13 protein-coding genes are annotated in these 26048 nt (G+C 71.2%); 7 read left to right on the top strand and 6 right to left on the bottom strand.

Features of this window, described 5'->3' with window-relative positions:
* Positions 1-309 precede the first annotated feature (309 nt).
* Together AMIR_RS24195 and AMIR_RS24190 are read left to right on the top strand one after the other, a co-directional pair.
* The gene (locus tag AMIR_RS24195) at positions 310-3753 is read left to right on the top strand and encodes a LamG-like jellyroll fold domain-containing protein (RefSeq protein ID WP_015803583.1); all 3444 of its coding nucleotides are present in this window, start codon (positions 310-312) and stop codon (positions 3751-3753) included.
* A 44-nt stretch (positions 3754-3797) separates the two neighbouring features.
* Positions 3798-10670, top strand: coding sequence for an RHS repeat-associated core domain-containing protein (locus tag AMIR_RS24190; protein WP_015803582.1), 6873 nt, complete (start codon positions 3798-3800; stop codon positions 10668-10670).
* Between the two features lie 84 nt (positions 10671-10754).
* On the opposite strand, the gene AMIR_RS37730 is transcribed toward AMIR_RS24190, so the two are convergent.
* Positions 10755-11129 (bottom strand): helix-turn-helix domain-containing protein, encoded by a 375-nt coding sequence (locus tag AMIR_RS37730; RefSeq protein WP_015803581.1) that lies wholly within the window; start codon positions 11127-11129, stop codon positions 10755-10757.
* A gap of 240 nt (positions 11130-11369) precedes the next feature.
* Here AMIR_RS37730 and AMIR_RS24185 point away from each other — a divergent pair, with 240 nt between their 5' ends.
* The 4 genes from AMIR_RS24185 to AMIR_RS24170 all read left to right on the top strand — a co-directional run bounded on the left by AMIR_RS24185 (position 11370) and on the right by AMIR_RS24170 (position 18455).
* Complete coding sequence (locus tag AMIR_RS24185; protein ID WP_041838275.1) at positions 11370-13184, top strand: flavin-containing monooxygenase; 1815 nt, start codon at positions 11370-11372, stop codon at positions 13182-13184.
* Positions 13181-14713: an NHL repeat-containing protein gene (locus tag AMIR_RS24180; protein WP_015803579.1), complete on the top strand. Its 1533-nt coding sequence runs from the start codon at positions 13181-13183 to the stop codon at positions 14711-14713. Before AMIR_RS24185 ends, AMIR_RS24180 begins: the two co-directional genes overlap by 4 nt.
* Positions 14710-16143: an MDR family MFS transporter gene (locus AMIR_RS24175; protein WP_015803578.1), complete on the top strand. Its 1434-nt coding sequence runs from the start codon at positions 14710-14712 to the stop codon at positions 16141-16143. The genes AMIR_RS24180 and AMIR_RS24175 overlap by 4 nt, the downstream gene beginning before the upstream one ends.
* 254 nt (positions 16144-16397) lie before the next feature.
* Positions 16398-18455, top strand: coding sequence for an MDR family MFS transporter (locus AMIR_RS24170; RefSeq protein WP_015803577.1), 2058 nt, complete (start codon positions 16398-16400; stop codon positions 18453-18455).
* A 20-nt stretch (positions 18456-18475) separates the two neighbouring features.
* On the opposite strand, the gene AMIR_RS24165 is transcribed toward AMIR_RS24170, so the two are convergent.
* A complete protein-coding gene (locus AMIR_RS24165) occupies positions 18476-19042 on the bottom strand; it encodes a TetR family transcriptional regulator (RefSeq protein ID WP_041836989.1) in 567 nt (188 codons plus the stop codon).
* 103 nt (positions 19043-19145) lie between these two features.
* Here AMIR_RS24165 and AMIR_RS24160 point away from each other — a divergent pair, with 103 nt between their 5' ends.
* Positions 19146-20945 (top strand): ABC transporter ATP-binding protein, encoded by a 1800-nt coding sequence (locus AMIR_RS24160; RefSeq protein ID WP_015803575.1) that lies wholly within the window; start codon positions 19146-19148, stop codon positions 20943-20945.
* 64 nt (positions 20946-21009) lie between these two features.
* Here AMIR_RS24160 and AMIR_RS24155 read toward each other — a convergent pair whose 3' ends face one another.
* The 4 genes from AMIR_RS24155 to AMIR_RS24140 are packed head-to-tail and all read right to left on the bottom strand — an operon-like array spanning position 21010 to position 26016.
* The gene (locus tag AMIR_RS24155; RefSeq protein ID WP_015803574.1) at positions 21010-21267 is read right to left on the bottom strand and encodes an acyl carrier protein; all 258 of its coding nucleotides are present in this window, start codon (positions 21265-21267) and stop codon (positions 21010-21012) included.
* 38 nt (positions 21268-21305) lie between these two features.
* Positions 21306-23054, bottom strand: coding sequence for a fatty acyl-AMP ligase (locus AMIR_RS24150; RefSeq protein WP_015803573.1), 1749 nt, complete (start codon positions 23052-23054; stop codon positions 21306-21308).
* Positions 23051-24721, bottom strand: a complete 1671-nt coding sequence (locus AMIR_RS24145; protein WP_015803572.1) for a thiamine pyrophosphate-binding protein — start codon at positions 24719-24721, stop codon at positions 23051-23053. The genes AMIR_RS24150 and AMIR_RS24145 overlap by 4 nt, the downstream gene beginning before the upstream one ends.
* Positions 24718-26016 carry an aldehyde dehydrogenase family protein gene (locus tag AMIR_RS24140; RefSeq protein ID WP_015803571.1) on the bottom strand — a complete coding sequence of 433 codons (1299 nt, stop codon included), beginning with the start codon at positions 26014-26016 and terminating at the stop codon, positions 24718-24720. The genes AMIR_RS24145 and AMIR_RS24140 overlap by 4 nt, the downstream gene beginning before the upstream one ends.
* Between the last annotated feature and the right edge of the window lie 32 nt (positions 26017-26048).

The raw sequence follows: 26048 nt of genomic DNA, 5'->3' as shown, positions 1-26048 counted from the left end.
TTCTGCCGATGAGGGTTCGACCGGGGGCGGGTTTTCCGCTTACCCCCGTTTGCCCGCTCGGCGCACGAACCCCTATTACTCTTTGTGATCGACAAGCGGTACCACTCCCGGAGTGCTGCCCTTGTCAGGTGCGTCACTGTTACTTCAAACCTGCACGCGCAGGGTGATTACCGTCTCACAGCGTGATCACTCGATTACTCCTTCCGGCCGTCAACTTCCTGTGAAGTCAGGCGTCATAGTTCCCCCCTGGGTCGAGCACCCGGACGTGGAATCGCGCGAGCACTCGCTCGCGTAGGGGGGAAGAGGAAAATGCGGTCGCACTCGCGTGCGCCGGGCTTCAGCCTGCGCGCGTTCACCTCAGGAATCGCGTTCGCCCTGCTGGCGAGCACCGTCACAACACTTGCGCCGCCCATCGCGGCGGCTGATCCGGTCGACGTCCCCAACGTCGCGGCGGACCCGGCAACCGCCGCCCGCTACGCGGCCACCAGCGGCGAACCCGTCCAAGTCACCTCCGCCACGTCGGAGAACGAGGAGCTGTTCGCCAACCCCGACGGCACCATGACCTACCGGCAGCACGTGCAGCCGGTCCGCGTGCGGCAGGGCGGCGACTGGGTGCCGGTCGACCTGGAGCTGGAGCGCAAGCCGGACGGTGCCATCGTCCCCAAGGCAGCCCCCGTCGAGATGGAGTTCTCCGGCGGCGGCGGTGACAAGCCAGTCGGCAAGGTCGTCAGCGGCGAGCACGAGGTCGGTTTCAGCTGGCCCACGCCGCTGCCCGCCCCGGTGCTAGACGGCGCCACCCTCACCTACCCCGCCGTCCTGCCCGACGTGGATCTCAAGGTCGAGGTCGGGCTCAAGGGGTTCAGCCAGGTCCTCGTCGTCAAGACCCCCGAGGCCGCCGACAACCCCGCGCTGCGACGCATCGAGTTCCCCTCCCACACCGAGAACGTCAGCCTCCACGAGGACCAGGGCGCCCTAGCCGCCAAGAACGCCGAAGGCGCCACGGTCTTCACCGGGGACGCCACCCGCATGTGGGACTCCTCCGGGCAGCAGGAGGGCGAGCGCATCGCGGGTCCCGGCCCCGGCGACCGCACCGCGACCATGGACGTCGAGGTCACCCCGGACGCCGTCGCGGTGACCCCGGACCAGTCCTTCCTCGACGACCGGGCCACCACCTACCCGGTGCACATCGACCCGAACTACTACTGCACCAGCTGCGGCAAGGCGCACCACGTCGTGGTCGAGTCGCCGTGGCCGGACGCCAAGAACTTCGACGTCACCAGCGGCAGGCTCAACGACCTCAAGGTCGGCAAGGTCAACGGCGCCGAGATGCAGAGCCCGAACGGCGCTGCGGGCACCGCCCGCAGCTACGTCCAGATGAACACCCAGGCCATCCTCGGCAAGCACATCGAGTCGGCGACCCTGCGCACCAAGGTGATCCACTCCTACTCGTGCTCGCCGGGCAACGCGTCGGTGTGGCTGACCGAGTGGGTGGACGCGAACACGACGTGGCGCAACCAGACCGCGTGGACCCGCAAGCTCTCCGAGGCCAACCGGGCCAACCACCCCGCCGTCTGCCCATCCGACGGGACGATGGACTTCGACGTCAGCTCGGCGGTGCGCGACGCGTCGGCGGGCGGTTGGGGCATCACGACCTTCGCGATCGTCGCCAGCAACGAGAACGAGCAGGACAAGTCCTGGCGGCGCCTGGACCTGAACCCGTACCTGGAAGTCAGGTACAACAGCTACCCGAACCCGCCCACCGACCTCGGCATGGAGGGCCTCGGCCCGGACGGTTCGCAGGCACTCCCGTGCCGGGTAGGCGCGGATCGGTCGTACGTGACCAACCACATCCCCAGGCTCAGGGCCCGCGTGTCCGACCCGGACGGCGGCATCCTGGACACCGCCTTCAAGCTCTTCAAAGGACCCCAGGGCGCGATCACGGCCGAGTACCCCGAGTTCTACGCCAGCGACATCCCCTCCGGGCAGTTCGGCGAGGCACGGGTGCCCACCGGCCTGATCACCCAGGACGGGGTCTACACCTGGCGCGCCTGGGCCGGTGACCGGCAGTTCCACACCTGGTCGCAGGACTGCGAGTTCGAGGTCGACAGCGTCAAGCCGTCCACGCCGCTGATCACCTCCACCGATTACCCGCAGGACGGCGACCACGGCAGCGTCGGGCGCACCGGTCAGTTCACCTTCAAGGTCAACGGCAACACCGGGCCGGGCGGCAGCATGGACGTCAAGGAGTACACCTGGTCGCTCAACGGCGGCGAGGGCGTCGTCTACACCGAGCCGGTGACGACGGCGGACGGCACGACCGCCGTGTCCGTCACGCCCACCAAGCCGGGGCTCAACATCCTCCATGCCTACGCCGTCGACCGCGCGGGCAACCGCTCGGCGACCCTGGCCGAGTACCGGTTCACCGTGACCCCGCCGCAGCCGCCGCTCGCCGAGTGGACCTTCGACCAGAGCTCCGGCACGACCGTTCCGGACACTGGCGCGCTGGACCGTCCTCTCACCCTGGTCGGCGGGGCGGAGTTCGAGAAGGGCTACGCGGACAACGCCCTCAAGCTCAACGGGACCAACGCCTCGGCGCAGAGCACGACAGCGATCGTGAACACCTCGAAGGCCTTCTCCGCAGCGGCCTGGGTCCGGCTCGACCGGACCGACGGCTACTACACCGTGCTCAGCCAGGACGGCAACCGCGTCAGCCCGTTCTACCTCCAGCACGACCCGCAGGCCCAGCGCTGGCGGATCAGCGCGAGCAAGGGCGATCACGACCTGCCGGACACGGTCGCGGTCAACTCGCTGGCCCCACCGGAGGCCGGCGCCTGGACCCACCTGGCCATCACCTACGAGCCGAACTCCCGCACGACCAAGCTCTACGTCGACGGGAAGTTGCAGGGCTCGGCGCAGATGACCTTCTGGGTCGCGTCCGGCAGCTTCGTCGTCGGCGGAGCCCGGTGGTCCGGCGAGCGCGCCAACCACTTCCCCGGCGCGATCGACCACGTGCAGCTGTGGGACCGGGTACTCGGCGATGAGGACGTGGCGACTTCGGCGAACCTCGCCGTGCTGCGCGCCCGCTACGCGCTCGACGAGCGCACCGGCGTCACTGCCCGCGACGAGATCTCCGGCAGCGACGGAGTCCTCTCCGGTGGCGTCGCCTGGGGTGGTGACGCGCGCACCGCGGCGAGCAGCCAGCGCAAGTGGCTGTCCTACGACAACACGTCGACCGGCAGGGCCACCGGCCCGCGCCCGGAGCAGTTCCGCACCGACCGCTCCTACACCGCGTCGGTCTGGGTGCGGCACAGCGGGTTCGACGAGCCCTCGCGCGCTGGCCTCAGCACCGGTGACGACCGCTACTCGCCCTTCCTGCTCGGCTACCGGGGCGAGAGCGGCAAGTGGGGCTTCCTGGTGAGCGGCTCCGCCACCGTGGACGGCGGGTGGTTCGCGCTCTCCGACAACCCCGCGCGGCAAGGCAAGTGGACTTACCTCGTGGCCACCTATGACGCGGTCGCGGGCCGCATCGACCTGTACGTCGACGGCGTCAAGCAGAAGACCTACCAGGACACACCTGACGGTTCCGGTGTGCGGAGCAGGAACTCCACCGGGTCACTGATCATCGGCAGCGCCACCTGGCACGGCCTGGTGTCCGACACGTGGAAGGGCGACGTGGACGACGCGCGCGTCTACTCCGGCGTGCTCACGACCAATGAGATCCGCAGGCTCCACAACGCCACATTCCACTCCTGATCCGCCCCACCCCGCACTCCCACAACCGAACAAGGAGCCACGCCTTGAGCGCTGGATCGCCGTCCTGGAGACAGCGGACAGCGGCGCTGGGTGTCGTCGTCGTGCTCACGGTCGCCTTCGGGCAGGCTGTGGCCACAGCCGACCCCGGAGCCGAGCTTCCGCCGTCGCCGCAGGAAACCCCCGTCGCCGTGCAGGACGCACCGGAGACACCGCTTCCGGACAACCCGAACACCGCGATCGCCCTGACCAGTCCCGCCGAAGCGCACTGGCCCGAGCCAGCATCGGCGGACCTCGACCTCTCCGCCGATGGCGGAACCCCCGCGCAGGCAGCCGCCCGCGTCGCGGGCACGCCCGTGCCGGTCGAGGGAACCCCCGTCGCCGTCACGGTCACGGGTGACACCGCTCAGCGCCGTGCCGCCGCGCAGAGCGAAGAGGGGGCCAAGGTCCGCGTCGAGGTCGAGGACCGCGCGGACAGCAAGGCCTTGGTGGGCAACGGCGTCGTGTTCAGCGTCGCCGACCGGGGCAACGCCGCTGGCAAGCCGCTGGACGTCACCTTCGACTACCGCTCGTTCGCCGACGCCTTCGGAGGCGGGTTCGGCTCGCGCCTCAAGCTCAGCGCGCTGCCGGCCTGCGCGCTGAGCACGCCGGACAAGGCCGAGTGCCGGGTCGAGACCCCGGTCGAGAACGCGGCCAACAACACCGAGGCCCGCTCGCTCTCCGGGACTGTGAGCCTGGACGCCGAACAGCCCGCAGTGTTCGCGGTCAGCGCGGCAGCGGGCAGCTCCACCGGCACCTTCGCGGCCACCTCGCTGGCCGCCGCGGGCTCGTGGAACGCGGGCGGCTCCTCCGGTGACTTCACCTACGGTTACCCCCTGCGGGTGCCGCCCGCCGTGGCGGGCAGCGTGCCCTCGGTGTCGCTGGGCTACTCGGCGCAGAGCGTCGACGGCCGCACGTCCGCGTCGAACAACCAGGCCTCCTGGCTCGGCGACGGCTGGGACGCCTCGCCCGGCGGGTTCGTCGAGCGCTCCTACAAGTCCTGCTCACAGGACCTCGGCGGCAACAACGGCCAGACCAAGACCGGCGACCAGTGCTGGGCCACCGAGAACGCCACGATCAGCCTCGTCGGCGTGTCCGGCAAGCTCGTCAAGGACAAGACCACCGGCAAGTGGCGCCCGGAGAGCGACGACGGCGCGCGCATCGAGCTGCTCACCGGCGCTGCCAACGGTGACGAGGGCGACGCGGGCAAGGACGTCGGCGAGCACTGGAAGGTCACCACTCCCGACGGCACCCAGTACTTCCTCGGCCTCAACCGGCTTCCCGGTTGGAGCGAGGGCAAGCCGGAGACCAACTCCGCCTGGACGGTCCCCGTCTACGGCAACAACACCGGCGAGCCCTGCAACAAGGGCACCTTCGACTCCTCGTGGTGCCAGCAGGCGTACCGCTGGAACCTCGACTACGTCGTCGACCCGAACGGCAACGTCACCACGTACTACTACAACAAGGAGGTCAACCACTACGGCCGCAACGCGGACCCGGCCAAGACGACCCCCTACGTGCGCGAGGGCTACCTCAACCGCATCGAGTACGGCCTGCGGGCCGACAACCCGTACGCCACCCCGGTCGCCAAGGTCGACTTCGAGACCGCAGAGCGCTGCCTTCCCAGCGACACCGTCGACTGCGCGCCCGACAAGATCAAGACCTCGCCCGGCTCGTGGCCGGACGTGCCCGCGGACCAGCTCTGCGCCGCCGGCGAGCAGTGCACCCAGCGCAACTCGCCGTCCTTCTTCAGCCGCAAGCGCCTGACCAAGGTCATCACCCGGATCTCCCAGTCCGGCGGCTGGCAGGACGTGGACTCCTGGAAGCTGGAGCACGCCTACCTGCCCACCGGTGACGGAAACGGGCCTTCGCTCAACCTCAGCTCCATCGTCCACAGCGGACACGTCGGCGGGACGATCACGTTGCCCGCCACCACGTTCGCCTACAAGGCGCTGGCCAACCGGGTGGACGGGGTCGACCACGGGATGCCGTGGACCCGCTACCGGATCAACCGGATCACCGGCGAGACCGGCGCGGTCACCGAGGTCACCTACAGCGACCCGGACTGCGTGCCCGGTTCCAGGATGCCCGAGGCCCCGGACAAGAACACCCTGCGCTGCTACCCGGTGTGGTGGAGCCCCGATGGCGCGCCGGAACCGATCCAGGACTGGTTCCACAAGTACGTCGTCACGTCGGTCTCCCACACCGCCAGCACCGGCGGCTCAGCCATCATGCCGACCTACTACGAGTACAAGGGCGCTCCCGCCTGGCACTTCGACGAGAACGACTTCGCCCAGGACAAGCACCGCACCTGGTCGCAGTGGCGCGGCTACGAGACCGTCCGCATCACCAAGGGCGCGACGGTCAGCGCGCAGAGCGCGTCCGAGACCGTCTACTTCCGGGGCATGCACGGCGACAAGCTGTCCAGCGGCACCCGGAGCGTGGACGTCGAGAACAGCGAGGGCGAACCGCACCGCGACGACGACCGGCTGCGCGGCGCGGTGCGCGAGATGCGCCAGTACAACGGCGCCGAGCTGGTGTCCGCCTCGGTCAACGACCCCTACCTGCCCGAGACGCCGACCGCCGAGGACGCGGCAGGCCGCAAGGCGTTCGTCAGCGGCGTCGCCGCGGTGCGCGGGCGCAGCAAGCTCGCGGACGGGTCCTGGCGGCGCACCAAGGTCGTCAAGACGTTCAACGCCGAAGGCATCCCGACCACCGCGGAGGACCACGGCGACCTCGCCGTGACCGGTGACGAGAGCTGCACGCGCACCGAGCACGCCCGCAACGAGACCGCGTGGATGCTCACGTACGCCAAGCAGGTCGAGACGGTCAAGGGCACCTGTGACGTCCAGGCGTCACCGGGGACGATCCTGTCCTCCGCCCGCTCCTCCTACGACGGTCAGGAGCACGGAGCCGCCCCCACCAAGGGACTGATCACCAAGGCCGAGGTGCTCGACGGCTGGGACTCCGCGGGCCAGAAGTGGATCACCGCGTCCACCTCGACCTACGACGGCTACGGCCGTCCTCTGGAGATCACCGACTCGGGGGGCCACAAGAGCCGCACCGAGTACATCCCGGCGACCGGGGCGCCCGCCCAGATCAAGAGCACCAACCCGCTCGGGCACACCGCGACCGAGCACGTCGAAGCCGCCTGGGGCGCATCCGTCGCCTCGGTGGACGCCAACAACCGGCGTTCCGACCTCTCCTACGACGCGCTGGGCAGGCTGGTCGCGGCTTGGACGCCTGGGCACGACAAGAACGCGGTGACCGCGGACGCGGTGTTCGAGTACCACTACAACACCACCCAGCCCAGCGTCGTGGTCACCAAGCAGCGTCAGGACGACGGCGGCTACCTGACGAGCTACACGCTCTACGACGGTCTGATGCGCCAGCGGCAGACCCAGATCCCCACGCCGTACGAGAAGGGTGGTCGCCAGATCACCGACATCTTCTACGACTCGCGCGGTCTGGCGCACAAGACGAACGGCCTCTACTACAACACCGAGCCGCCCAGCGACAAGCTGGCGCTGACCTTCGACAACAAGGTCCCAAACCAGACCGTCACCGAGCACGACGGCATGGGGCGCGTCACCGCGGCGATCTTCCGGGTCGACGACGTGGAGAAGTGGCGCACCACCACCGCCTACAGCGGCGACCAGGTGCACACCACCCCGCCTGCGGGCAGTCCGGCCACGACGATCATCAACGACGCCCAGGGACGCACCACCGAGAAGCGCCAGTACGAGAACGGCATCGGCAGCACGTACGACGCCACGAAGTACACCTACAACGCGGCCGGTCTGCTGGAGACGGTGACCGATCCGGCGGGCAACACCTGGCGCTACGGCTACGACCTGCGAGGCCGCAAGGTCAGCACCGATGACCCGGACACCGGGCGCAGCACGATCGCGGTCAACGTGCTCGGCCAGATCACCAGCACCACCGACGCCGAGGGCCGCACGGTCGCCAACACCTACGACCAGCTCGGCCGTCCCACCGCTCGCTACCAGGACTCGCCCCAGGGGACGAAGCTGGCCGAGTGGGAGTACGACAGCGTCCAGGGCGGCATCGGAATGCCCGCGCTGTCCCGGCGGCTGGTCAATGGTGCGGAGTACACCACGCGCACCACGGGGTACGACGACGCCGGACGGCCGACCGGCACGGAGATCAGCATCCCCGAGGTCGAGGGCGTGCTGGGCACCACCTACCAGGCCACTCAGGACTACACCTACACGGGCAAGCCCGCGTCGACCGGCCTGCTCGACGTCATCTCAGGTGACGAGCTGATCGTCGAGGGCGAGACGCTCACTCATTACTACGACAACGCCAACGGCTCCCTGGAGCAGACCGTCGGGCAGCAGACCTACGTCACGAACACCGACTACAGCGCGCACGGCGAAGTCATCGGCACGGTGCGCGGAGAGAACTACGAAGGCGCCAAACAGGTCGCCGTCACCAACTCCTACGAGGTCGGCACCCGCCGCCTCGTCACGTCGGAGGTGCACGCCCTCTCCACGCGGACGACCCAGCTGGCCAACCGGAACTACGCGTACGACGCCTCCGGCAACATCACCCGCATCGCGGACGCGCCCTCGGGCACCGTGCCGGACATCCAGTGCTTCGCCTACGACCACCTGCGCCGGATGACCGACGCGTGGACCCCGTCCACGGGGGACTGCAACGCGGTGAAGTCCACCGCCGCGCTGGGCGGCGCCGCGCCGTACTGGCACTCCTGGACGTTCGACAAGACCGGCAACCGGCTCACCGAGACCCAGCACGCCGCTGCGGGTGACACGGTCCGCACCACCGCCTACCCGGCGGCGGGCCAGCCCCAGCCGCACACGGCGACCTCGGTGACCACGACCAGCCCGACCGGCGACTCGATCGACACCTTCGCCTACGACCGCTCGGGGAACACCACCTCGCGCCTGGTCGGCGGCGACCGGCAGGTGCTGGAGTACGACGTCGAGGGCAAGGTCTCCAAGGTCCGCAACCCCGACGGCAAGGAGTCCACCTACCTCTACGACGCCAACGGCTCACGCCTGATCAGCCGCGAGCCGTCCGCGACGACCCTGTACGTGTTCGGCCAGGAGATCCGCCTGGAAAAGGGCACGTCCAAGCCGAGCTGGACCCGGCAGTACAGCCACGGCGGCGAGGTCGTGGCGGTGCGCAACAGCGTCAGCGGCCTGAAGTGGGTCATCGCCGACCACCAGGGCACCAACCAGATGTCGGTGCACCCGGACACCCTGGAGCCGCAGCGGCGCAGGCAGACCCCGTACGGCGAGGCCCGAGGCGGCCTGCCGTCGGCGTGGCCGGACCGCTTGGGCTTCGTGGGTGGTCGCAATGACGAGTCGGGGCTGACGCAGGTCGGTGCGCGGTTGTACGACGGTGCGTCGGGCCGGTTCCTGACCGCGGACCCGGTCATCGACAACAACGACCCGCAGCAGATGAACGGGTACGCGTACAGCAACAACAGCCCGGTCACGTTCAGCGACCCGACAGGGTTGCGGCACTGTGGAATCGACGGCGTGCTGTGCGGGCCTCGGATCGAGGCCATCCACGGCAGCCCGGAGGAGTACGAGGCGGCACGTCAGGCTGAGAAGGCGCGCCAGAAGGGCTGGCAGCAACAGCCCAACGCGGCGACTAGCGGCAACGTCGAGCAGCAGGCGGCCCAGGACCGGCGTGCGGCTGGGATCAGCGACGTCGAGTACCAGAACGCGCTGGCGAACGCCCACAAGACGAAGTGGGACGTGATCAAGGAAGTCGCCTGGGAGGTCATCAAGGACATCTCGGGTTGGAACGACATCGTCGACTGCTTCAGCCGGGGCGACATCCTGGCCTGCGGTGGCCTGGTGTTCGACCTGGTGCCCTGGGGCAAGGTCGGGCGTGTCCTGGAGGCCGGTTACAAGGCGTACAAGGCGGTTGACTCGCTGGTCGACACCGTGCGGAACGCGCGGGCGATCCTACGTCGGGTCGACGACATCACCGCTGCCGCCGAGCGGGCGGTGCTGAGGTCGCAACAGCGGAAGCTCGGCGGTGGTAGTGCCAGTTGCCCCAACCACAGCTTCGTCGGAGCGACCAAGGTCGTGATGGCGGATGGCTCGGAGAAACCGATCTCCGAGGTCGAGTTGGGCGACCAGGTCAAGGCGACCGATCCGGAAAGCGGCGAAACCACCGCGCGTGAAGTCGTGGCGACCTTTGTCCACTCTGATGAGGGGGACATGACTCGTCTGGTCGTGCGTGGTGAGAGTGGCGAAAATGGGACAGTCGACGCGACCTCGTGGCACCCGGTGTGGGTCGATGCCAAGGGCAGGTTTGTCAACATCGGCGAGCTGGCGGTCGGGGACCGGTTGACCTCGGTCGACGGGACGTCACCCGAGGTTGTCGGGGTCCAGGACTATACCCACTTCGAACCAGTTTATGACTTGACGGTCGAAGGTGTGCATACGTACTACGTTTTGTCGGGTGTGCAGTCGACCCTGGTGCACAATTGTGACTCAACCCTGTGGGAGCCGAATCGACCTGATACTGACAACGAACCGCAGGAATGGATTCCTGACGATGTTTGGATCTCGAGTGGCGAGAACTTGCTGCCAGGTGAGTACCACTATGTAGTAATGCCTAATCGGAGTGTCCGCGCCTTTCATGATGGAACGACTTTCGAAAACTACCCTGCTGCGGGGCACACCAGCCTCGGGCGAGGGGGACTGGTTTCCGGAGCGGGCACATTTGAGGTCGACTCCGATGGTTCGATTGCCGCCTATGATAACCACTCGGGTCACTATAAACCCGATAGGTCAATCTATCGAACTGTAACATCGGCTCTTCTTGATAGCGGTTTTGACGTTTCGCGTGCACAGTGGACTGATCGAAACAGGTAATTTTTTAGATAGCCTCTAGTTGGTTTACAAAAGATGCTTTCCGCGCCCTTGAATGGGGTGCGGAAAGCCTTCTTTGTGCTTTTCTTAGGTTTTCTTGGAAAGGTTTTCCTGCTTATATCGAGCAGCTTCTTTTGTGATTGATTTCAGTTGCTCGGCGTTGAGGAAAGTTCCCACTGCAATAAGGGCGCCCAGTTCGCGAGAGTGGCTATTCTTGTGCTCTGCGGGGGTGTCCTTCACTGGAGGCAGTCCTGCAATGGCCATCAAATCGGCTGTCTCAATTTGCAGGGCAGAGGCAACCGCCTGCATGGTGTTGTAATTTGGCTTCAGGGTTCCGTTCAGAAGTTGGTTGATCGTGGACTGGGAAAGTCCGGTTAGTTTGGAAAAAATGCCAGGAGAAAAGTTTCGATTTTCCAACATTCTTTGGAAAATTTTCTTAAAGTCATTGTCTTCGTTCATCATGCATTTCCTTTTTAGTTTTAGCGTGATTTTCTTGCTTGTTTATTTATAGCAGTTCCCAGGGGTGTTGCGCAGGGGTGACTCTTGCCGGAGGGGGTGAGCGGCGGGCTGCCCCAGCGGCGCCCCCGTTGGCGGTTGTCCCGAGAGGCGGCTGGCAAGTTCAGTCAGTCGATTGATTTAATAGTGACCGGCCCCTGGTCCCAGGACCTCCGGCCCCTGACCCGCGACGACCCCGAGGTGCCCATGACCACCACCCCCAGCCGCGTCGACGAGCCCGACCTCGGCTTCGACCCCGAGGCCCTCCGCGAGAAGTACCGCCACGAGCGCGACCGCCGCGTCCGCCCCGATGGCGCCGCCCAGTACCGCCGTGCCGCAGGCGAGTTCGGCTACTACGCCGCCGACCCCCACGCCGACCCCGACTTCACCCGCGCGCCCCTCACCGACCGCGTCGAGGTCCTGATCGTCGGCGGCGGCTTCGGTGGCCTGCTCACCGGCGCCCGCCTGCGCCAGGCCGGGTTCCAGGACATCCGCGTCGTCGAGGAGGCAGGCGACTTCGGCGGCACCTGGTACTGGAACCGCTACCCCGGCATCCACTGCGACATCGAGTCCTACGTCTACCTCCCCCTCCTCGAAGAGGTCGGCTACGTCCCGAAGTGGCGCTACGCCCCCGGCGAGGAGATCCGCGAGCACGCCGTCGCTATCGCCCAGCACTTCGACCTCTACCGCGACGCCTGCTTCCAGACCCGCGTCACCAGCCTCACCTGGGACGACGCCAACCAGGAGTGGCAGGTCACCACCAACCGCGGCGACGCCATGCGCGCCCGCCACGTCGTCGTCTCCAGCGGCACGCTCTCCCAGGCCAAGCTCCCCGGCATCCCCGGCATCGACACCTACCGCGGCCACACCTTCCACACCAGCCGCTGGGACTACGGCTACACCGGCGGCGACGCCACCGGTGGCATGGATCGCCTGGCGGACAAGAAGGTTGCCGTCATCGGCACCGGCGCCACCGGCATCCAGGTCGTCCCGATGCTCGCGCGCGACGCCCAGCACCTCCACGTCTTCCAGCGCACCCCGTCCTCCGTCGACGTGCGCGGCAACCGCCCCACCGACCCCGAGTGGGCCGCGACGCTCCAGCCCGGTTGGCAGCGCGAGCGCCGGGAGAACTTCCTCACCACCGTCTCCGGCGGCCACGTCGAGGTCGACCTGATCAACGACGGCTGGACCGGCACCGCCCAGCTCCAGCGGCAGATCATCCCCGGCGCCACGCCCTCCGACCTGTCCCCGGACGAGCTGGCCCGCGTCGAGGAGCTCGCCGACTTCGCCAAGATGAACGAGCTGCGCGCCCGCGTGGACGAGATCGTCGACGACCCGGCGGTCGCCGAGCTGCTCAAGCCCTGGTACCGCTACATGTGCAAGCGCCCCACCTTCAGCGACCTCTACCTGGAGGCGTTCAACCGCCCCAACGTCACCCTGGTCGACACCGCCGACCACGGCGGCGTGGAGCGGTTCACCGAGACCGGCGTCGTGGTCGGCGGCGTCGAGTACGAGGTCGACTGCGTCATCTTCGCCACCGGCTTCGAGGTCGGCGTCTCCGGCGTCGTCTCCGGCACGATGCCGGTGCACGGTCGTGGCGGCACGACCCTGCTGGAGTCCTGGGCGCGCGGCCCCCGCACGCTGCACGGCTTCTACAGCAACGGCTTCCCGAACCTGTTCCACCTCGGCCCGCTGCAGAACGCCTCGTCCGTCAACTTCACCCACATCCTCGACGAGCAGGCCACCCACATCGCCGCCGTGCTGGAGCAGGCCCGCGAGCGCGGCGCCGTCCGCGTCGAGCCCAGCGCCGAGGCCGAGGAGGCCTGGCAGCAGGTGCTGCGCGAGTCCACTGTGGACCGCTTCGACTTCCAGGCCGAGTGCACCCCCGGCTACTACAACAACGAGGGCAAGCCCCGCCCCGGCGGCCTGTCCTACGGCGAGGGCCCGGTGGTGTTCCACGAGCTGCTGCGCCGCTGGCGCGCCGACGGCGGCATGGCCGACGTGCTGGTCGACCCCCGGTGACCGGGCGCTGGCACTCCCGCCGCCTGACCGGCCCGTCCCCGCTGCGCGGCTCCAACGGCGTCGCGCTCGGCCCGGACGGCAGGCTGCACGTCGCCCAGTTCCTGGCCGGGAAGATCAGCGCCGTCGACCTCGCCACCGGCGACGTCGAGGTCGTCGTCCCACCCGGCGGCCCGATCCAGTCCCCGGACGACCTGGCGTTCGCCCCGGACGGCTCGATGGTCGTCACGGACCTGGTGCCGGGCAAGGTGTGGCGGCGCGCCCCGGACGGGGAGTACGAACTGCTCTCCGCCGAGGTCGTGCTGCCCAACGGCATCGCGTTCGCCGGGAACCGCCTGTACGTCAACGAGATGCGCCCGAACGGCAGGCTGCTGGAGCTGACCGCCGACGGCCCGGTGGAGCTCACCGGCGACCTCGCCATGGGCAACGCCATGCAGCTCGGCCCGGACGGCCTGCTCTACTACCCGCACATGATCACCGGTCGCGTCTACCGGGTCGGCGTCGACGGCGGCGAGCCGGAACTGGTGGCGGACAACGTGTTCGAGCCGGTCGCGGTCCGCTTCGACCTGGGCGGCGCGCTGCTCGTGCTCTCCCGCGCCGCGACCGGTGTGGTCACCAGGATCGACCTGTTCGGCACCGGTGACCGCAGCACGATCACCAGCGGCGTGGTGGGCCTGGACAACGCGGCGTTCGACGCGGAGAACCGGATGTTCGTCTCCAGCTACGCCAGCGGCGGCGTGCTGGAGCTGCACCCGGACGGCCGCACCAGGGAGGTGGTGCGGCGCGGGCTGGACGGCCCGTTCGGCGTCACCGTCGACCTCGGCGGAGTCGTCCGCGCGGCCGACCACTACGGCACCGCGACCATCGGGCCGGACGGCGTCGACCGCGAGCTGCACACGTTCACCCACGGCATCGCCGCGCGCGCCGGCCTGCTGCACCTGACCTCGCAGTACGGCCAGGTCCGCACGCACGACCCGCGCACCGGCGAGACCCGCGACCGGGCGAGGGGAGTGGACCGCCCGCTGGGTGTCGCGGCGCGCGCGGACGGCTCGCTCGTCGTGGCCGAGTCCGGCGCCGGGCGGGTGCTGGTGATCTCGCCCGAGGACGAGGTGACCGTGCTCGCGGACGGCCTGACGCGCCCGGTGGACGTGGCTCTGGACGACGAGGAACGTTGCTACGTCAGCGATCCCGGCCAGGGCGCGGTGCTCCGCCTGGACGGCGCGACCGCGACCCCGCTGCTTGCGGGACTCACCGAACCGCAGGGCATCGCCGTGCTGGGCCGGGAGCTGTTCGTGGTCGAGGTCGGCACGCGCTCGCTGCGCTCGGTCCCGCTCGACGGCGGCGATCCGCGCGTGGAGCTGGCGGACCTGCCGGTGGGCGGCCCGGACCGCCCGACGCCCGCCCTGTTCGCGGCCGGACTCCCCGGCGTGGCGCCGAGCTTCGCCGGGCTGGCCGCGTTCGACGGCGCCCTCTACCTGTCCGCCGACGCCGAGGGCAGCGTCCTGCTGCTCACCGAGGGGCCGGGCCGGTGACCGAGGGCAGGTCCCAGGTCCTGAAGGCGCTCAGCGGCCTGCTGGTGGCCCTGTTCACGGCCACGCTCAGCAGCACCGTCGTGTCCACCGCGCTGCCCAGGATGATCAGCGACCTCGGCGGCTCGCAGGCGCAGTACACCTGGGTGGTCACCGCGACCCTGCTGACCGCCACCGCCACCACCCCGATCTGGGGCAAGCTGGCCGACCTGTTCAGCAAGAAGACGCTGGTGCAGGTGGCGATCGGCGTGTTCGTGGCCGGTTCGCTGGCCAGCGGCTTCAGCCAGGACGCCGGTCAGCTCATCGCCGCCCGCGCGCTCCAGGGCGCCGGGGTCGGCGGGTTGCAGACGCTGGTGCAGATCGCGATCGCCGCGATGATCCCGCCGCGCGAGCGCGGGAGGTACAGCGGCTACCTCAGCAGCGTCACGGCGGTGTCCACGATCGGCGGCCCGCTGCTGGGCGGTCTGGTCGTGGACACGTCGTGGCTGGGCTGGCGCTGGTGCTTCTTCATCGGCGTCCCGGTCGCGATCGCCGCGCTGGTGCTGCTGCAGGTCACGCTGAACCTGCCGGTGGTGCGGCGGGAGCGGGTGCGCGTCGACTACGCGGGCGCGGCGCTGATCACGGCGGGCGTGTGCCTGCTGCTGGTGTGGGTCTCGTTCGTGGGCGACGCGTTCCCGTGGTCGTCCTGGCCGAGCCTGAGCATGGCCGGTGGTGCGGTGCTGCTGCTCGGCGCGGCGGTGTGGGTGGAGTCCCGCGTGCCGGAACCCGTTGTGCCGCTGGGGATCGTGCGTCAGCGGCCGACGGCGCTGGCGATCCTGGGCAGCCTGGCGGCGGGCACCGCGATGTACGGCGCGGCGGTGTTCCTGAGCCAGTACTTCCAGGTGAGCCGTGGCCACACGCCCACCGAGGCGGGGTTGCTGACCATCCCCATGATGGCGGGAATCCTGGTGGCGTCGACGGTCGTGGGCAGGCTGGTGACCCGCACCGGCAAGCTCAAGCCGTACCTGGTGGCGGGCTCGCTCTCGCTCACGGCGGGCTTCGCGGTCCTCGGCTTCCTGGACCGCGAGACCCCGCTGGTGGTGCTGTCGGTGGCGATGGCGCTGGTGGGCGCGGGGGTCGGCATGACGATGCAGAACTTCGTCCTGGTGGTCCAGAACGCCGTGCCGCTGAAGGACATCGGCGCAGCCAGCTCCACGGTCTCGTTCTTCCGCTCGCTCGGCGGGACGATCGGCGTGGCCGTCCTGGGCGCCGTCCTGGCCCGCGACGTCGCGGCGAACCAGGGCGACGTGCCGACCGCGTACGGCGAGGCGACGGCGCAGGTGTTCCTGATCTCGGCGGCGGTCGCGGCGGTGGGCGTGCTGGCGGCGGTGCTGCTCAAGCCGGTGGTGCTGCGGACGAGCCTGGACGTGGTGAAGGAGCCCGAGAGGGCCTGACGCGCGCGGTGGGCGGCGGGTCCCGTCGTCCACCGCGCCCAGGTCGCGCGACCACAAGACGTTCCCCGACGCGCGTCATCCGCGAAGCCACCACCTGGACGAGGGAACCTCTGCACCCGAACGGGAGGCCAAGAGCGCCTATCGCGCGCACCTCGGTGGGCCCGGATGGCGAGGTCGCGAACCCGCGCCTACCGTCCCTCCGGGACCCACCAAAGGCTTGAGCCAACGTCGCCCGCGCGCGGAGGAAGCCCCAGATGAGCGTCACGGAACCCGGACTCCCCGCCCCCCGCGCCGCGCAGGACGACGGTCACGCTGTCGCGCCCAGCCTGTCCCAGGCCCGCACCAACGTCATCTTCGGCGTGATCGCCCTCGGGATGCTCCTCGCCGCCCTGGACCAGACCATCGTCGCGACCGCGCTGCCCACCATCGTCGGCGAGGTCGGCGGCGCCGGGCACATGAGCTGGGTGGTCACCTCCTACATCCTCGCCGAGACCGTCGCGTCCGTGCTGGCGGGCAAGTTCGGCGACCTGTTCGGCCGCAAGGCCGTGTTCCAGGTCAGCGTCGTGGTGTTCATCGTCGGCTCGTTCTTCTGCGGCGCGGCCGACACCATGGGCGGCCTCATCGCGATGCGCGCGCTGCAGGGCATCGGCGGCGGCGGGATCGCCGTCACCGCCACCGCGCTCATCGCCGACGTCATCCCGCTGCGCGAGCGCGGCAAGTACCAGGGCGCGCTCGGCGCGGTGTTCGGCGTGACGACCGTGGTCGGCCCGCTGCTGGGCGGCCTGTTCACCGACCACCTGTCGTGGCGCTGGGCGTTCTACGTCAACGTCCCGCTCGCGCTCGCCGTCATCGTGCTCGCCGCCAGGGCCATCCCCGGCGCGGGCGAGCGCGGCAGGCCCCGGATCGACTACTGGGGCGCCGCGCTGATCGCCCTGGGCGCCAGCGGCCTCACGCTCGCCACCACCTGGGGCGGCACCGAGTATCCCTGGGGCTCGGCCACGATCATCGGCCTGTTCGCCGGTTCCGCCGTCGCGCTGGCCCTGTTCGTCGTGGTGGAGAACCGCGTCCCCGAGCCGATCCTGCCGATGAGGTTGTTCCGCGGCAAGGTGTTCGCGGTCGCCTCGCTGCTCAGCTTCATCGTCGGCTTCGCCATGATGGGCGCGCTGACGTTCCTGCCCTCGTACCTCCAGTACGTCAGCGGCGCGTCCGCCACCTCGTCCGGCCTGCGCACCCTGCCCATGGTGCTCGGCCTGCTGATCACCGCGCTGCTGTCCGGCCAGGTCGTCGGCGCCACCGGCCGCTACCGCCCGTTCCCCATCGCGGGCGCGGCCGTCACCGGCGTCGGCATGTACCTGCTGTCCACACTGGACCCGAGGTCCTCGATCGCCGCCCAATCACTGGCCATGTTCGTCCTGGGCGCGGGCATCGGCCTGGTCATGCAGGTGCTCACGATCGTCGTGCAGAACACCGCCGACTACCGCGACCTCGGCGCCGCCACCTCCGGCGTCACGTTCTTCCGCTCGCTCGGCAGCTCCTTCGGCGCCTCGATCATGGGCACCGTCTACGCCAACCGCCTCGCCGAGACCCTGCCGCCCGCCCTCGCGCAGACGCGCACGCCACCGGCCGCGATCACCACCCCCGAAGCCCTGCACGCCCTCCCCGACGCGGCGAGGCAACCGATCATCACCGCCTACGCCGACGCGCTGCACACCGTGTTCCTGGCCGCCGTGCCGATCGCGCTCCTCGGCCTGCTGGTGGCGTTCCTGCTGCCCCAGGTCGAGATCCGGGGCACCGCCCGCGAAGCCGCGAAGGGCGCGGGCGAGGGCTTCGCGATGCCCACCGACCAGCACCCCGACACCCAGCTGGAGAACCTGATCGGCCGCGTCGCGGGCCACAACCCGGACATGCCCCGCCAGGTCCTCGCCCGCTCCGGCCTGCCGCTGGAGCTGCCCGCCGCGTGGGCGCTGCTGGGCATCCACCTGCGCGCCGAGCTGCTCGGCGAGCGCACCCGCCAGTCCGACGTCGAGGACCAGGTCGGCCTGCCGCACGGCGTGCTCACCTCGTTCTACGACGCCCTCGCCGCCGAGGGCCACCTCACCCGCACCGCCGACGGCCACCTCGCCCTCACCCCGGCCGCGTCCACGACCGTGACCGCCCTGATCGAGGCGTGGACGGCGTGGCTGCTGGACCAGCTCGCCGACTGGACCGCCCAGCGCGACCCGGACACCGTCGACGGTGAGGTGCGCGCGGCGGTCCGGCGGATCACCCGCAGGCTCATGCTGGAGCAGCAGCGCGAGCTCCAGCGCGGCTGACCGGTGTCCCCGCGCGGGCGCTAGCGGGCCACGGTCCGGCGCACCGTCTCCAGGCACAGCGCCAGCGTCTCGTGCGTCGACGCTCGCGGGTCGCGGGCGTGCAGCCATGCGGTGAACAGCAGTGACCACACCACCCCGCACACCCACGAGGCGTCCACGGCCGGGTCGAACTCGCCCTCCCGCTGCCCGCGCTCCACCAGTTCCAGCAGCGCCAGGTCCGAACCGGTCGCCTCGGTCCACCTGACCCGGCTCAGCAGCGTCGGGTCCTGGTACACCAGGGTCAGCACGTCCCCCAGGGTGAAGTACTCCTCGCACAACCTGCGCAGCGCTGCCCCGGCGGGTCCTTCGGTCGTCCTCGCCGCCCGCGTCGCCGCGTCGATGCGCTCCAGCAGGTCGGCCTCGATGCCCGCCAGCAGATCGCTCCGCTCGGGGAAGTACCGGTGCACCGTGGTCCGCCCGACCCCGGCCACCGCCGCCACGTCGGCCACCGACGCCGAGGGCGACTCGGCCAGCACGCGCACCGCCGCGTCCAGGATGGCCCGCCGGGTCCTCGGTCGCAGGCCCGCTTCCGCTCTGCTCTCCACCACACCCGGACTGTAGCGCAGCTGTTCTGCCGTGAGACTTATCGTCCCCAGGTTGAACATGTATGTTCCACGAGTGACGGTAGAAACCCACGAATCAGGTTCCCGCTTGCTCTGGCGGTTAGCCCGCCCGCACCGGCGCACCCTCGCGCTGGGCCTGCTCCTGTCCCTGCTCGGCTCCGCCGCCGGACTGGCCACCCCGCTGGTCACCAAGTGGGTGCTCGACGCCCTCGGCGCCGGTCACCCGCTCACCCCGCCGGTCGCCGTCCTGGTCGTCCTCCTGGTGGTGGGCGGAGCGCTCTGGGTCGCCCAGTGGGTGCTGCTGGGCACCCTCGGCGAGCGCGTCGTGCTCGCCTCCCGCGAGAGCACCGTCCGGCGCCTCCTGCGCGCCACCGTGCCCGCCCTGGACCGGCACACCCCCGGCGAACTGGTCACCAGGGTCACCTCCGACAGCCTCCTGCTCCGCCAGACCGCGTCCACCAGCGTCATCGGGCTGGTCAACGGCGCGGTCACCCTCGTCGGCACCCTCGTGCTGATGGGCCTGCTCGACCCCGTGCTGCTGCTGTCCACGGCGGGGGCGGTGGTCGTGGTCGCCCTCCTGGTCAACGCCCTCGTGCCCGCCATCGCGCGGGCCCAGCGGCAGGCGCAGGAGCACCTGGGCAGGCTCGGCGGCACCCTGGAGGGCGCCCTGGTGGCGGCCAGGACGGTCAAGGCCAGCCGCGCCGAACCCCGCATCGCGGAGCGGGTCCTCGCCGACGCACGGGCCTCCCACCACCAGGCGGTCCGGGTCGTGCGCCGCGAGGCCGTGGTGTGGACGCTGTCCTGGTCCGGGCTGCAAGCGGCGATCGTGCTGGTGCTCGGCGTCGGCGCCTGGCGGGTCGGTTCGGGTGAGATGGCGGTGTCCACCCTCGTCGCGTTCCTGCTCTACGCCTTCGGCCTGGCCGAGCCGGTGCTGGGCCTGAGCCGCGAGCTGACCGCGCTCCAGACCGGTCTCGCCGCCGCCCGCCGCATCGACGAGGTCGAGCGCACCGAGGTCGAGCCGTCCGGGCCGCTCGGCGCGCGCGGACCGGAGCGCGACCACCCGGCCGAGGAGCGGCCGGTGCTGGAACTGCGCGCCGTCACCGCGGGCTACCGCGAGGACGTGCCGCCCGTGCTGCGCGGCGTGGACCTCGTGGTGCCTCGCCGCGGCCACGTCGCGCTCGTCGGACCGTCCGGCGCGGGCAAGTCCACCCTGCTCGCGGTGCTGCTGCGCTTCCTCGAACCCGACAGCGGCCAAGTGCTCCTGCACGGCCGCCCCTACACCGAGCGCACCCACGACGAGGTGCGCGCCAGGCTCGCCTACGTGGAGCAGGACACCCCCGTTGTCCCTGGGACGCTGCGCGACAACCTCGCCTTCACCCACCCCGACGCCGACGACGCCGAACTGCTCGACGCCGTCGCCCAGGCCCAGCTCACCGACACCGTCGCCGCCCTGCCCCTCGGCCTGGACACCCCGCTGGACGCGCTCCCGCTCTCCGGCGGTCAGCGGCAGCGGGTCGCGCTGGCCCGCGCCCTGCTCCGCGCCCCCGACGTCCTGCTGCTGGACGAGGCCACCGCGCAGCTCGACGCCATCACCGAGGCCGCCGTGCAACAGCGCATCCGCGAGCACGCGCGCACCTCCGCCGTCGTCACCGTCGCCCACCGGCTGTCCACGGTCCTGGACGCCGACACCATCGTGGTGCTCCAGGACGGCAGGGTGCGGGCGCAGGGCGCGCACGAGGAGCTGATGGCCACCGACGAGCTGTACCGCGAGCTGGTCGCGGCGCTGCGGATCGGTCAGGGGAGCGCCCCCGAGCACCGCCCGGCCGCGCCACCGGCCACGGTCCTCCCCGCGGTCGGCCCCGACCTGGTCGGCCCGGCGGGCCGGTGACCCCGAGCACGACGACGGCGCCGCCCCCGATCGGGAAGCGGCGCCGTCGAGGGGAATCCCGCCCTCACCCGGCCGCGGCCGTCACCGCTCTGGCCGACACGTAGTCCACCAGCGCGCCCACCGTCGCCAGCTCGGCCAGCTCCTCGTCCGGGATCGAGACCCCGAGCGAGTCCTCCACCGTCGCGCTGATCTCCACCATGCCGAGCGAGTCGATGTCGAGGTCGTCTGCGAAGAACTTCTCCGGCGCCACCTCGCCCACCGGCAGCACGCCCACCTCGGCGACGATGGCGCTGATCCGCTCGAGCACGTCGTTGCTGGTCATGTCACACCTTCCCTCGTTGGAACCGGCCTGTCCCGCGCTCATGCCACCGGGGCCCGCTCGACGCGGTCCACCGTGCGGAAACCGCCGCGCAGGTACTTCTCACGGCTCGCGCCACGCCTCACCTTGTGGCTGCTCGTCCTGGGCAGCGAGCCCGTGGGCACGAGCAGCACGTCGTGCAGGTCGACCCCGTGCGCGCGCGACACCGCGCGCCGCACCGCGTCCACCACCGAGGCCGCGTCCACCGCGTCGCGGCGCCTCACCTCCAGCACCGCCACCACCCGCTCCCGGTCGTCGGACTCCACCGGGAACACCGCGCTGCCCGCCACCTCGCACGCCGACTGCGCGCCCTCCGCCGTCGCCTCCACGTCCGAGGGGTGGTGGTTGCGGCCGTCCACCACCAGCAGGTCCTTGAGCCGTCCGGCCACGAACAGCAGCCCGTCGTGCCGGAAACCGCTGTCCCCGGTGCGCAACCAGCCACCGCCGCGCCCGGTGAGCACGCCGTTGAACACCCGCTCGGTCAGCTCCGGCCTGCGCCAGTAGCCGTCCGCCACGTTCGGCCCCCGCACCCACAGCTCGCCCACCCCGTCGGCGGGCCGCTCGACCAGCGCCTCCGGGTCCACCACGGCCACCTCGACCCCCTCCAGCGGCACGCCGCAGGACGCCATCACCCGCGCCCCCGCGCCCTCGCGGCGCTCCACCACCCGGCCCGCGTCCAGCTCGGCCCGGTCGAACGCGTAGACCACCCTGCGGTCGTTGTCCGAGCGGGCGGTCACGCACAGCGTCGCCTCGGCCAACCCGTACGCCCCGGCATCCACGTCGGCGGTCAACCCGCAGCCCGCGAACGCCTCGCTGAACGCCCGCTGGCTCGCCGCCCGCACCGGCTCACCCCCGCTGACCAGGCCGCGCACCGATCCCAGGTCCAGGCCGGCGCGCTGCTCCTGGCCGACCCTGGCCACGCACAGGTCGTAGGAGAAGTTCGGGCCCACCATCCACACCGAGCGGTGGTCGGAGATCGCCCGGAGCCAGCGCCCCGGCGACTGCACGAACGCCAGCGGGGTCAGCTGCACCGCGTGCGCGCCCAGCCCCAGCGGCACCACGAGGCCGGTCAGCAGCCCCAGGTCGTGGAAGAACGGCACCCATCCGACCGCGACCGATCCCGGTCGCAGGTAGCCTGCGAACCCCGCGATCTGACGGGCGTTCGCCGCGAGGTTCCCGTTGGTGATCCGCACGCCCGTCGGGGAGCCGGTGGAGCCGGAGGTGTACTGCAGGTACGCCAGCGCGGACAGCGGCGCGCCCACCGGCCCTCCCGAGTCCGACGACCCGGCCTCCACCAGCTCCTCCACCACCAGCACCGACCTGCCGGGCACGCCGACCCCGGCGACCACCCGCCTCGTCCGGTCCAGCGCGGAACGGTTCACCAGCACCGCCTCCGGTCCGGCGTCCCGCAGCGCCGAGGTGATCCGGTCGTTGCCCCGGTGCGCCTCCACCGCGGGCAGCGGCACCGCCACGCGCCCCGCGTACAGGCAACCCGTGAACGCCGCCACGTACTCGAACCCGTGCTCGCACACCACGGCCACCCGCGCGCCCGGCGCCGTCCTGGCCCGCAGCGCCGACGCCACCGCCGACGCCGCCCGGTCCAGCTCGGCGTAGTCGCGGGTCACCGAGGCGACCGCTGAGCCGCGCGGGTACGACAGCGTGGTCACCGCGGGCCGATCACCCGCTTCGGCGGCCAGCGCGCGCAGCGCACCCGCGAAACCCAACCGCCCCAACCGATCCACGACGCTCACGCGTGCCCCTCCCGCTCCATCTCCAGCACCCCGACCGGCACGTCGTCGTCCGCGGCGGGCACGCGCACCACGCTGAACCCGCCCCGCACCGCCCGGTCGCGCGCCGTGCGCAGCGCCGCCACCAGTTCGGCCTCGGTGCGCGCGGTCGCGCCCCACCCGCCGTGGACGGCGGCCAGCTCGTCGGCGGTCGGCCCGCCCGAGACCTCGGTGACGCGGGTGTCCGCGCCCACCGCCAGCCGCAACCGCCTCGGCCAGCCGAAGCCCGCGTCGTCGAACACCACCACCACGACACCGGAACCCTGCTCCCGCAAGGACTCCAGCGCGCCCGCGCTGAGCCGGAACGCCGAATCGCCGGTGAACACCGCGCACACCGAGCCCTCGGGCGTGCCCGCCGAGGCGCCGACCGACGCGGCCAACCCGAAACCCATCAGGGTCTGCTCGCCGGGGCACACCACGGTCGTGCCCTCCTCGACCCGCAACACCGGGTAGTGGTAGCTCCACATGTCGTGCAGCCCGTTGTCCTGCACCACCACCGCCAGCCTCCCCAGCTCCCGCTGGGCCAGACGCACGGCCGCCCGCACCGGCGAGCGCGCGAACGACGCCCGAGCGCACTCCTCCTGGGCCAGCGCCACGCCGCGCACCCGTTCCGACCACGGCGCCCGGTCCCGGACGGCCACCCGCGCGGTCAGCGCGCCCGCGGTCAGCGCGACGTCCCCGAGCAGCGCCACCTCGGGTGAGCAGCCCTCGCCGAACGCGGCGGCCGACTTGTCCACCTGCACGGTCGGCGTGCTCCGCCAGGCGTCCCACCCCATCCGCGCGGTCTCCTCCAACCGGGAGCCGAGCACCAGCAGCGCGTCCGCCTCCGCCAGCACCTCACCGGCGGGCGGCGTGGTGTAGAGCCCGACCAGCCCGAGCGCCAGGGGGTGGGTCTCCGGCACCACCCCGCGTCCCGCCGCCGTGGTGAGCACCGGGGCGCCCAACCGCTCGGCGAGCCCCACCACCGCCGGGCCCGAGCCCGCCGACCAGCGACAACCCCCGCCAGCCAGCACCACCGGCCGCCGAGCCCCGTCCAGTAAGGCCGTCGCCCGTTCCAGCGCGTCCTCCGACGGCGTCGAGCGCAGCGGCAGCACCGGGCGCACCCCGACCGGGGCAGGCACCGGCGCCCGCAGCACCTCGTCCGCGATCTCCACCGCGGTGATCCCCGCCCGACCGTCGACGGCCAGCCGCACCGCGCGCTCCACCGCCCACGTCAGGACCTCCGCCGAGCGCGCCTCGTACTGCCAGGAGGTCAGCGGCGCCAGCATCCGCTGCTGGTCCACGTGCTGGAACCCGCCCCGGCCCACCCCCTCGGACGGCACCGAAGTGGTGATCAGGACCAGCGGAACCGCCAACGACGACGCCTCCAGCAGACCGGCCAGCGCGTTGGCGAAACCGGGCCCCGAGTTCACCGCCAGCGCCACCGGCCGCCCCGACACCATGGCGTGCCCGGCCGCCGCGCACGCCGCCGTGCGCTGGTCGCCGATCCGCCACGCCCGCAGACCGGGGTGCGCGTCGGCCGCGTCCAGCAGACCGGGCTCGTCGGAGGGCAGCCCGAACACCGAGGAGCACCCGGTGGCGGCCAGCACGTCGGCCACCGCGCTCCAGCAGTCGACGCCGTCCTCGCTCACCGGGGCTCCCGCCCGCCGCCTGACGCGGTCGGGCCCAGCCCCGCCGCGCCCAGCTCGGCCGACAGCAGCAGCGGTCTCGCCACCACCGCCGCCCCCCGGCGCGCGTGCCCCGCCTCCAGTCCGTAACCGCCCAGCGGGGCGTTGCCGTTCTCCTCGTCCAGCGTCACCTGCTCGGCCAGCGTCACGGCGGTGCCGAGCACCCGCTCGGTCAGCGCCGGTTCGCCGTAGTGCGACAGGTACATGCCGCGCCGCAGTTCCTCCGGCGAGGACGCCCACCGCCGCACGTCCGCCACGTCCCGGTAGCGGGTCACCGCGAACACCGGCCCGAAGAACTCCGGCGGGTGGAAGGCCGGGTCCCACGGCAGGTCCAGCAACGTCGGCTCGACGAACCCCAGGTCGGCGCGCACCCGCCCGCCCGCGCGCACCGCGCCCCGGTGCGCGGCGAGGAAGTCCGCGATGTCCCGGACCGCGTCCGGGTACACCAGCGGCGCCACCTCGACGTCGAACTCCTCGCGCCGCCCCACGCGCAGCCCGCGCACCGCCGAGGCGAGCTCCGCCACGAAGTCGTCCGCGACGCTCTCGTGCACCATCACCACGTCCGGGCACAGGCAGTCCTGACCGGAGTTGTAGGTGCGCACCCGCACCACGTCCGCCACCACCGACGCCAGGTCCGCCTCGGGCCCCACGACCACCGGGTTGGGCCCGGAGCCGAACGCCAGCACCAGCGGGTCGCCGGTCAGCCGCGCCGCCACGGCGGTCGCGTTCTCCGGCTTCCCGGTGAACACCACCGCGTCCGCGGCGGAGCAGCGGGCCAGGAACCGGCGCTGGGACAGCTCCGCCAGCTCCACCGGGAACCCGTCGGCCAGCAGCGGGTCGGTGCTGAGCACCCGGTGCACCTCGCGCACCGCCTCGGCCACCCGCGTGGACGGCCGGATCACCACCCGCTCGGCGAACCGCGCCGGAACCAGTCCGAACAGGACGTACGAGTACAGGATGTTGTTGGACGGCAGGAACACCGCCAGCTCGCGGAGCGGGCGCGGCCGGTGCCTGCTCAGCTCCCAGGACGCGCCCGCCAGCGTCGAGATGGACCGGCGCAGCTCGTCCACGACGGCGGGCCGGGTGGCGATCCGGGTCAGCACGTCCACCAGCTCGTCCCAGCGCCGCAGCAGCACCCGGACGGCGTTGAGGGTGAACGGGTCGTCGCTCACCGGGGCGACGCCCGCCTGCGCGGCGGTCCGCGCGGCCGGTAACGGCACGGCGAGCGGCTGATCGGGGTCGAGCGTGGTTTCGGACACCTGAGCTCCTCGGGACGGGTCGGCTAGTGGGA

This window comes from Actinosynnema mirum DSM 43827 (assembly GCF_000023245.1).
In the GTDB taxonomy this organism is placed as follows: Bacteria; Actinomycetota; Actinomycetes; order Mycobacteriales; family Pseudonocardiaceae; genus Actinosynnema; species Actinosynnema mirum.
Note: the sequence above shows the minus strand (reverse complement) of the source record. Positions and strands in the feature narration are given on the sequence as shown.

What these genes read in the sequence shown, in the direction of transcription:
- AMIR_RS24195 (WP_015803583.1), top strand. Translation starts at nt 310, where the DNA reads ATGCGGTCGCACTCGCGTGCGCCGGGCTTCAGCCTGCGCGCGTTCACC.
- AMIR_RS37730 (WP_015803581.1), bottom strand. Translation starts at nt 11,129, where the DNA reads ATGATGAACGAAGACAATGACTTTAAGAAAATTTTCCAAAGAATGTTG.
- AMIR_RS24185 (WP_041838275.1), top strand. Translation starts at nt 11,370, where the DNA reads ATGACCACCACCCCCAGCCGCGTCGACGAGCCCGACCTCGGCTTCGAC.
- AMIR_RS24170 (WP_015803577.1), top strand. Translation starts at nt 16,398, where the DNA reads ATGAGCGTCACGGAACCCGGACTCCCCGCCCCCCGCGCCGCGCAGGAC.
- AMIR_RS24155 (WP_015803574.1), bottom strand. Translation starts at nt 21,267, where the DNA reads ATGACCAGCAACGACGTGCTCGAGCGGATCAGCGCCATCGTCGCCGAG.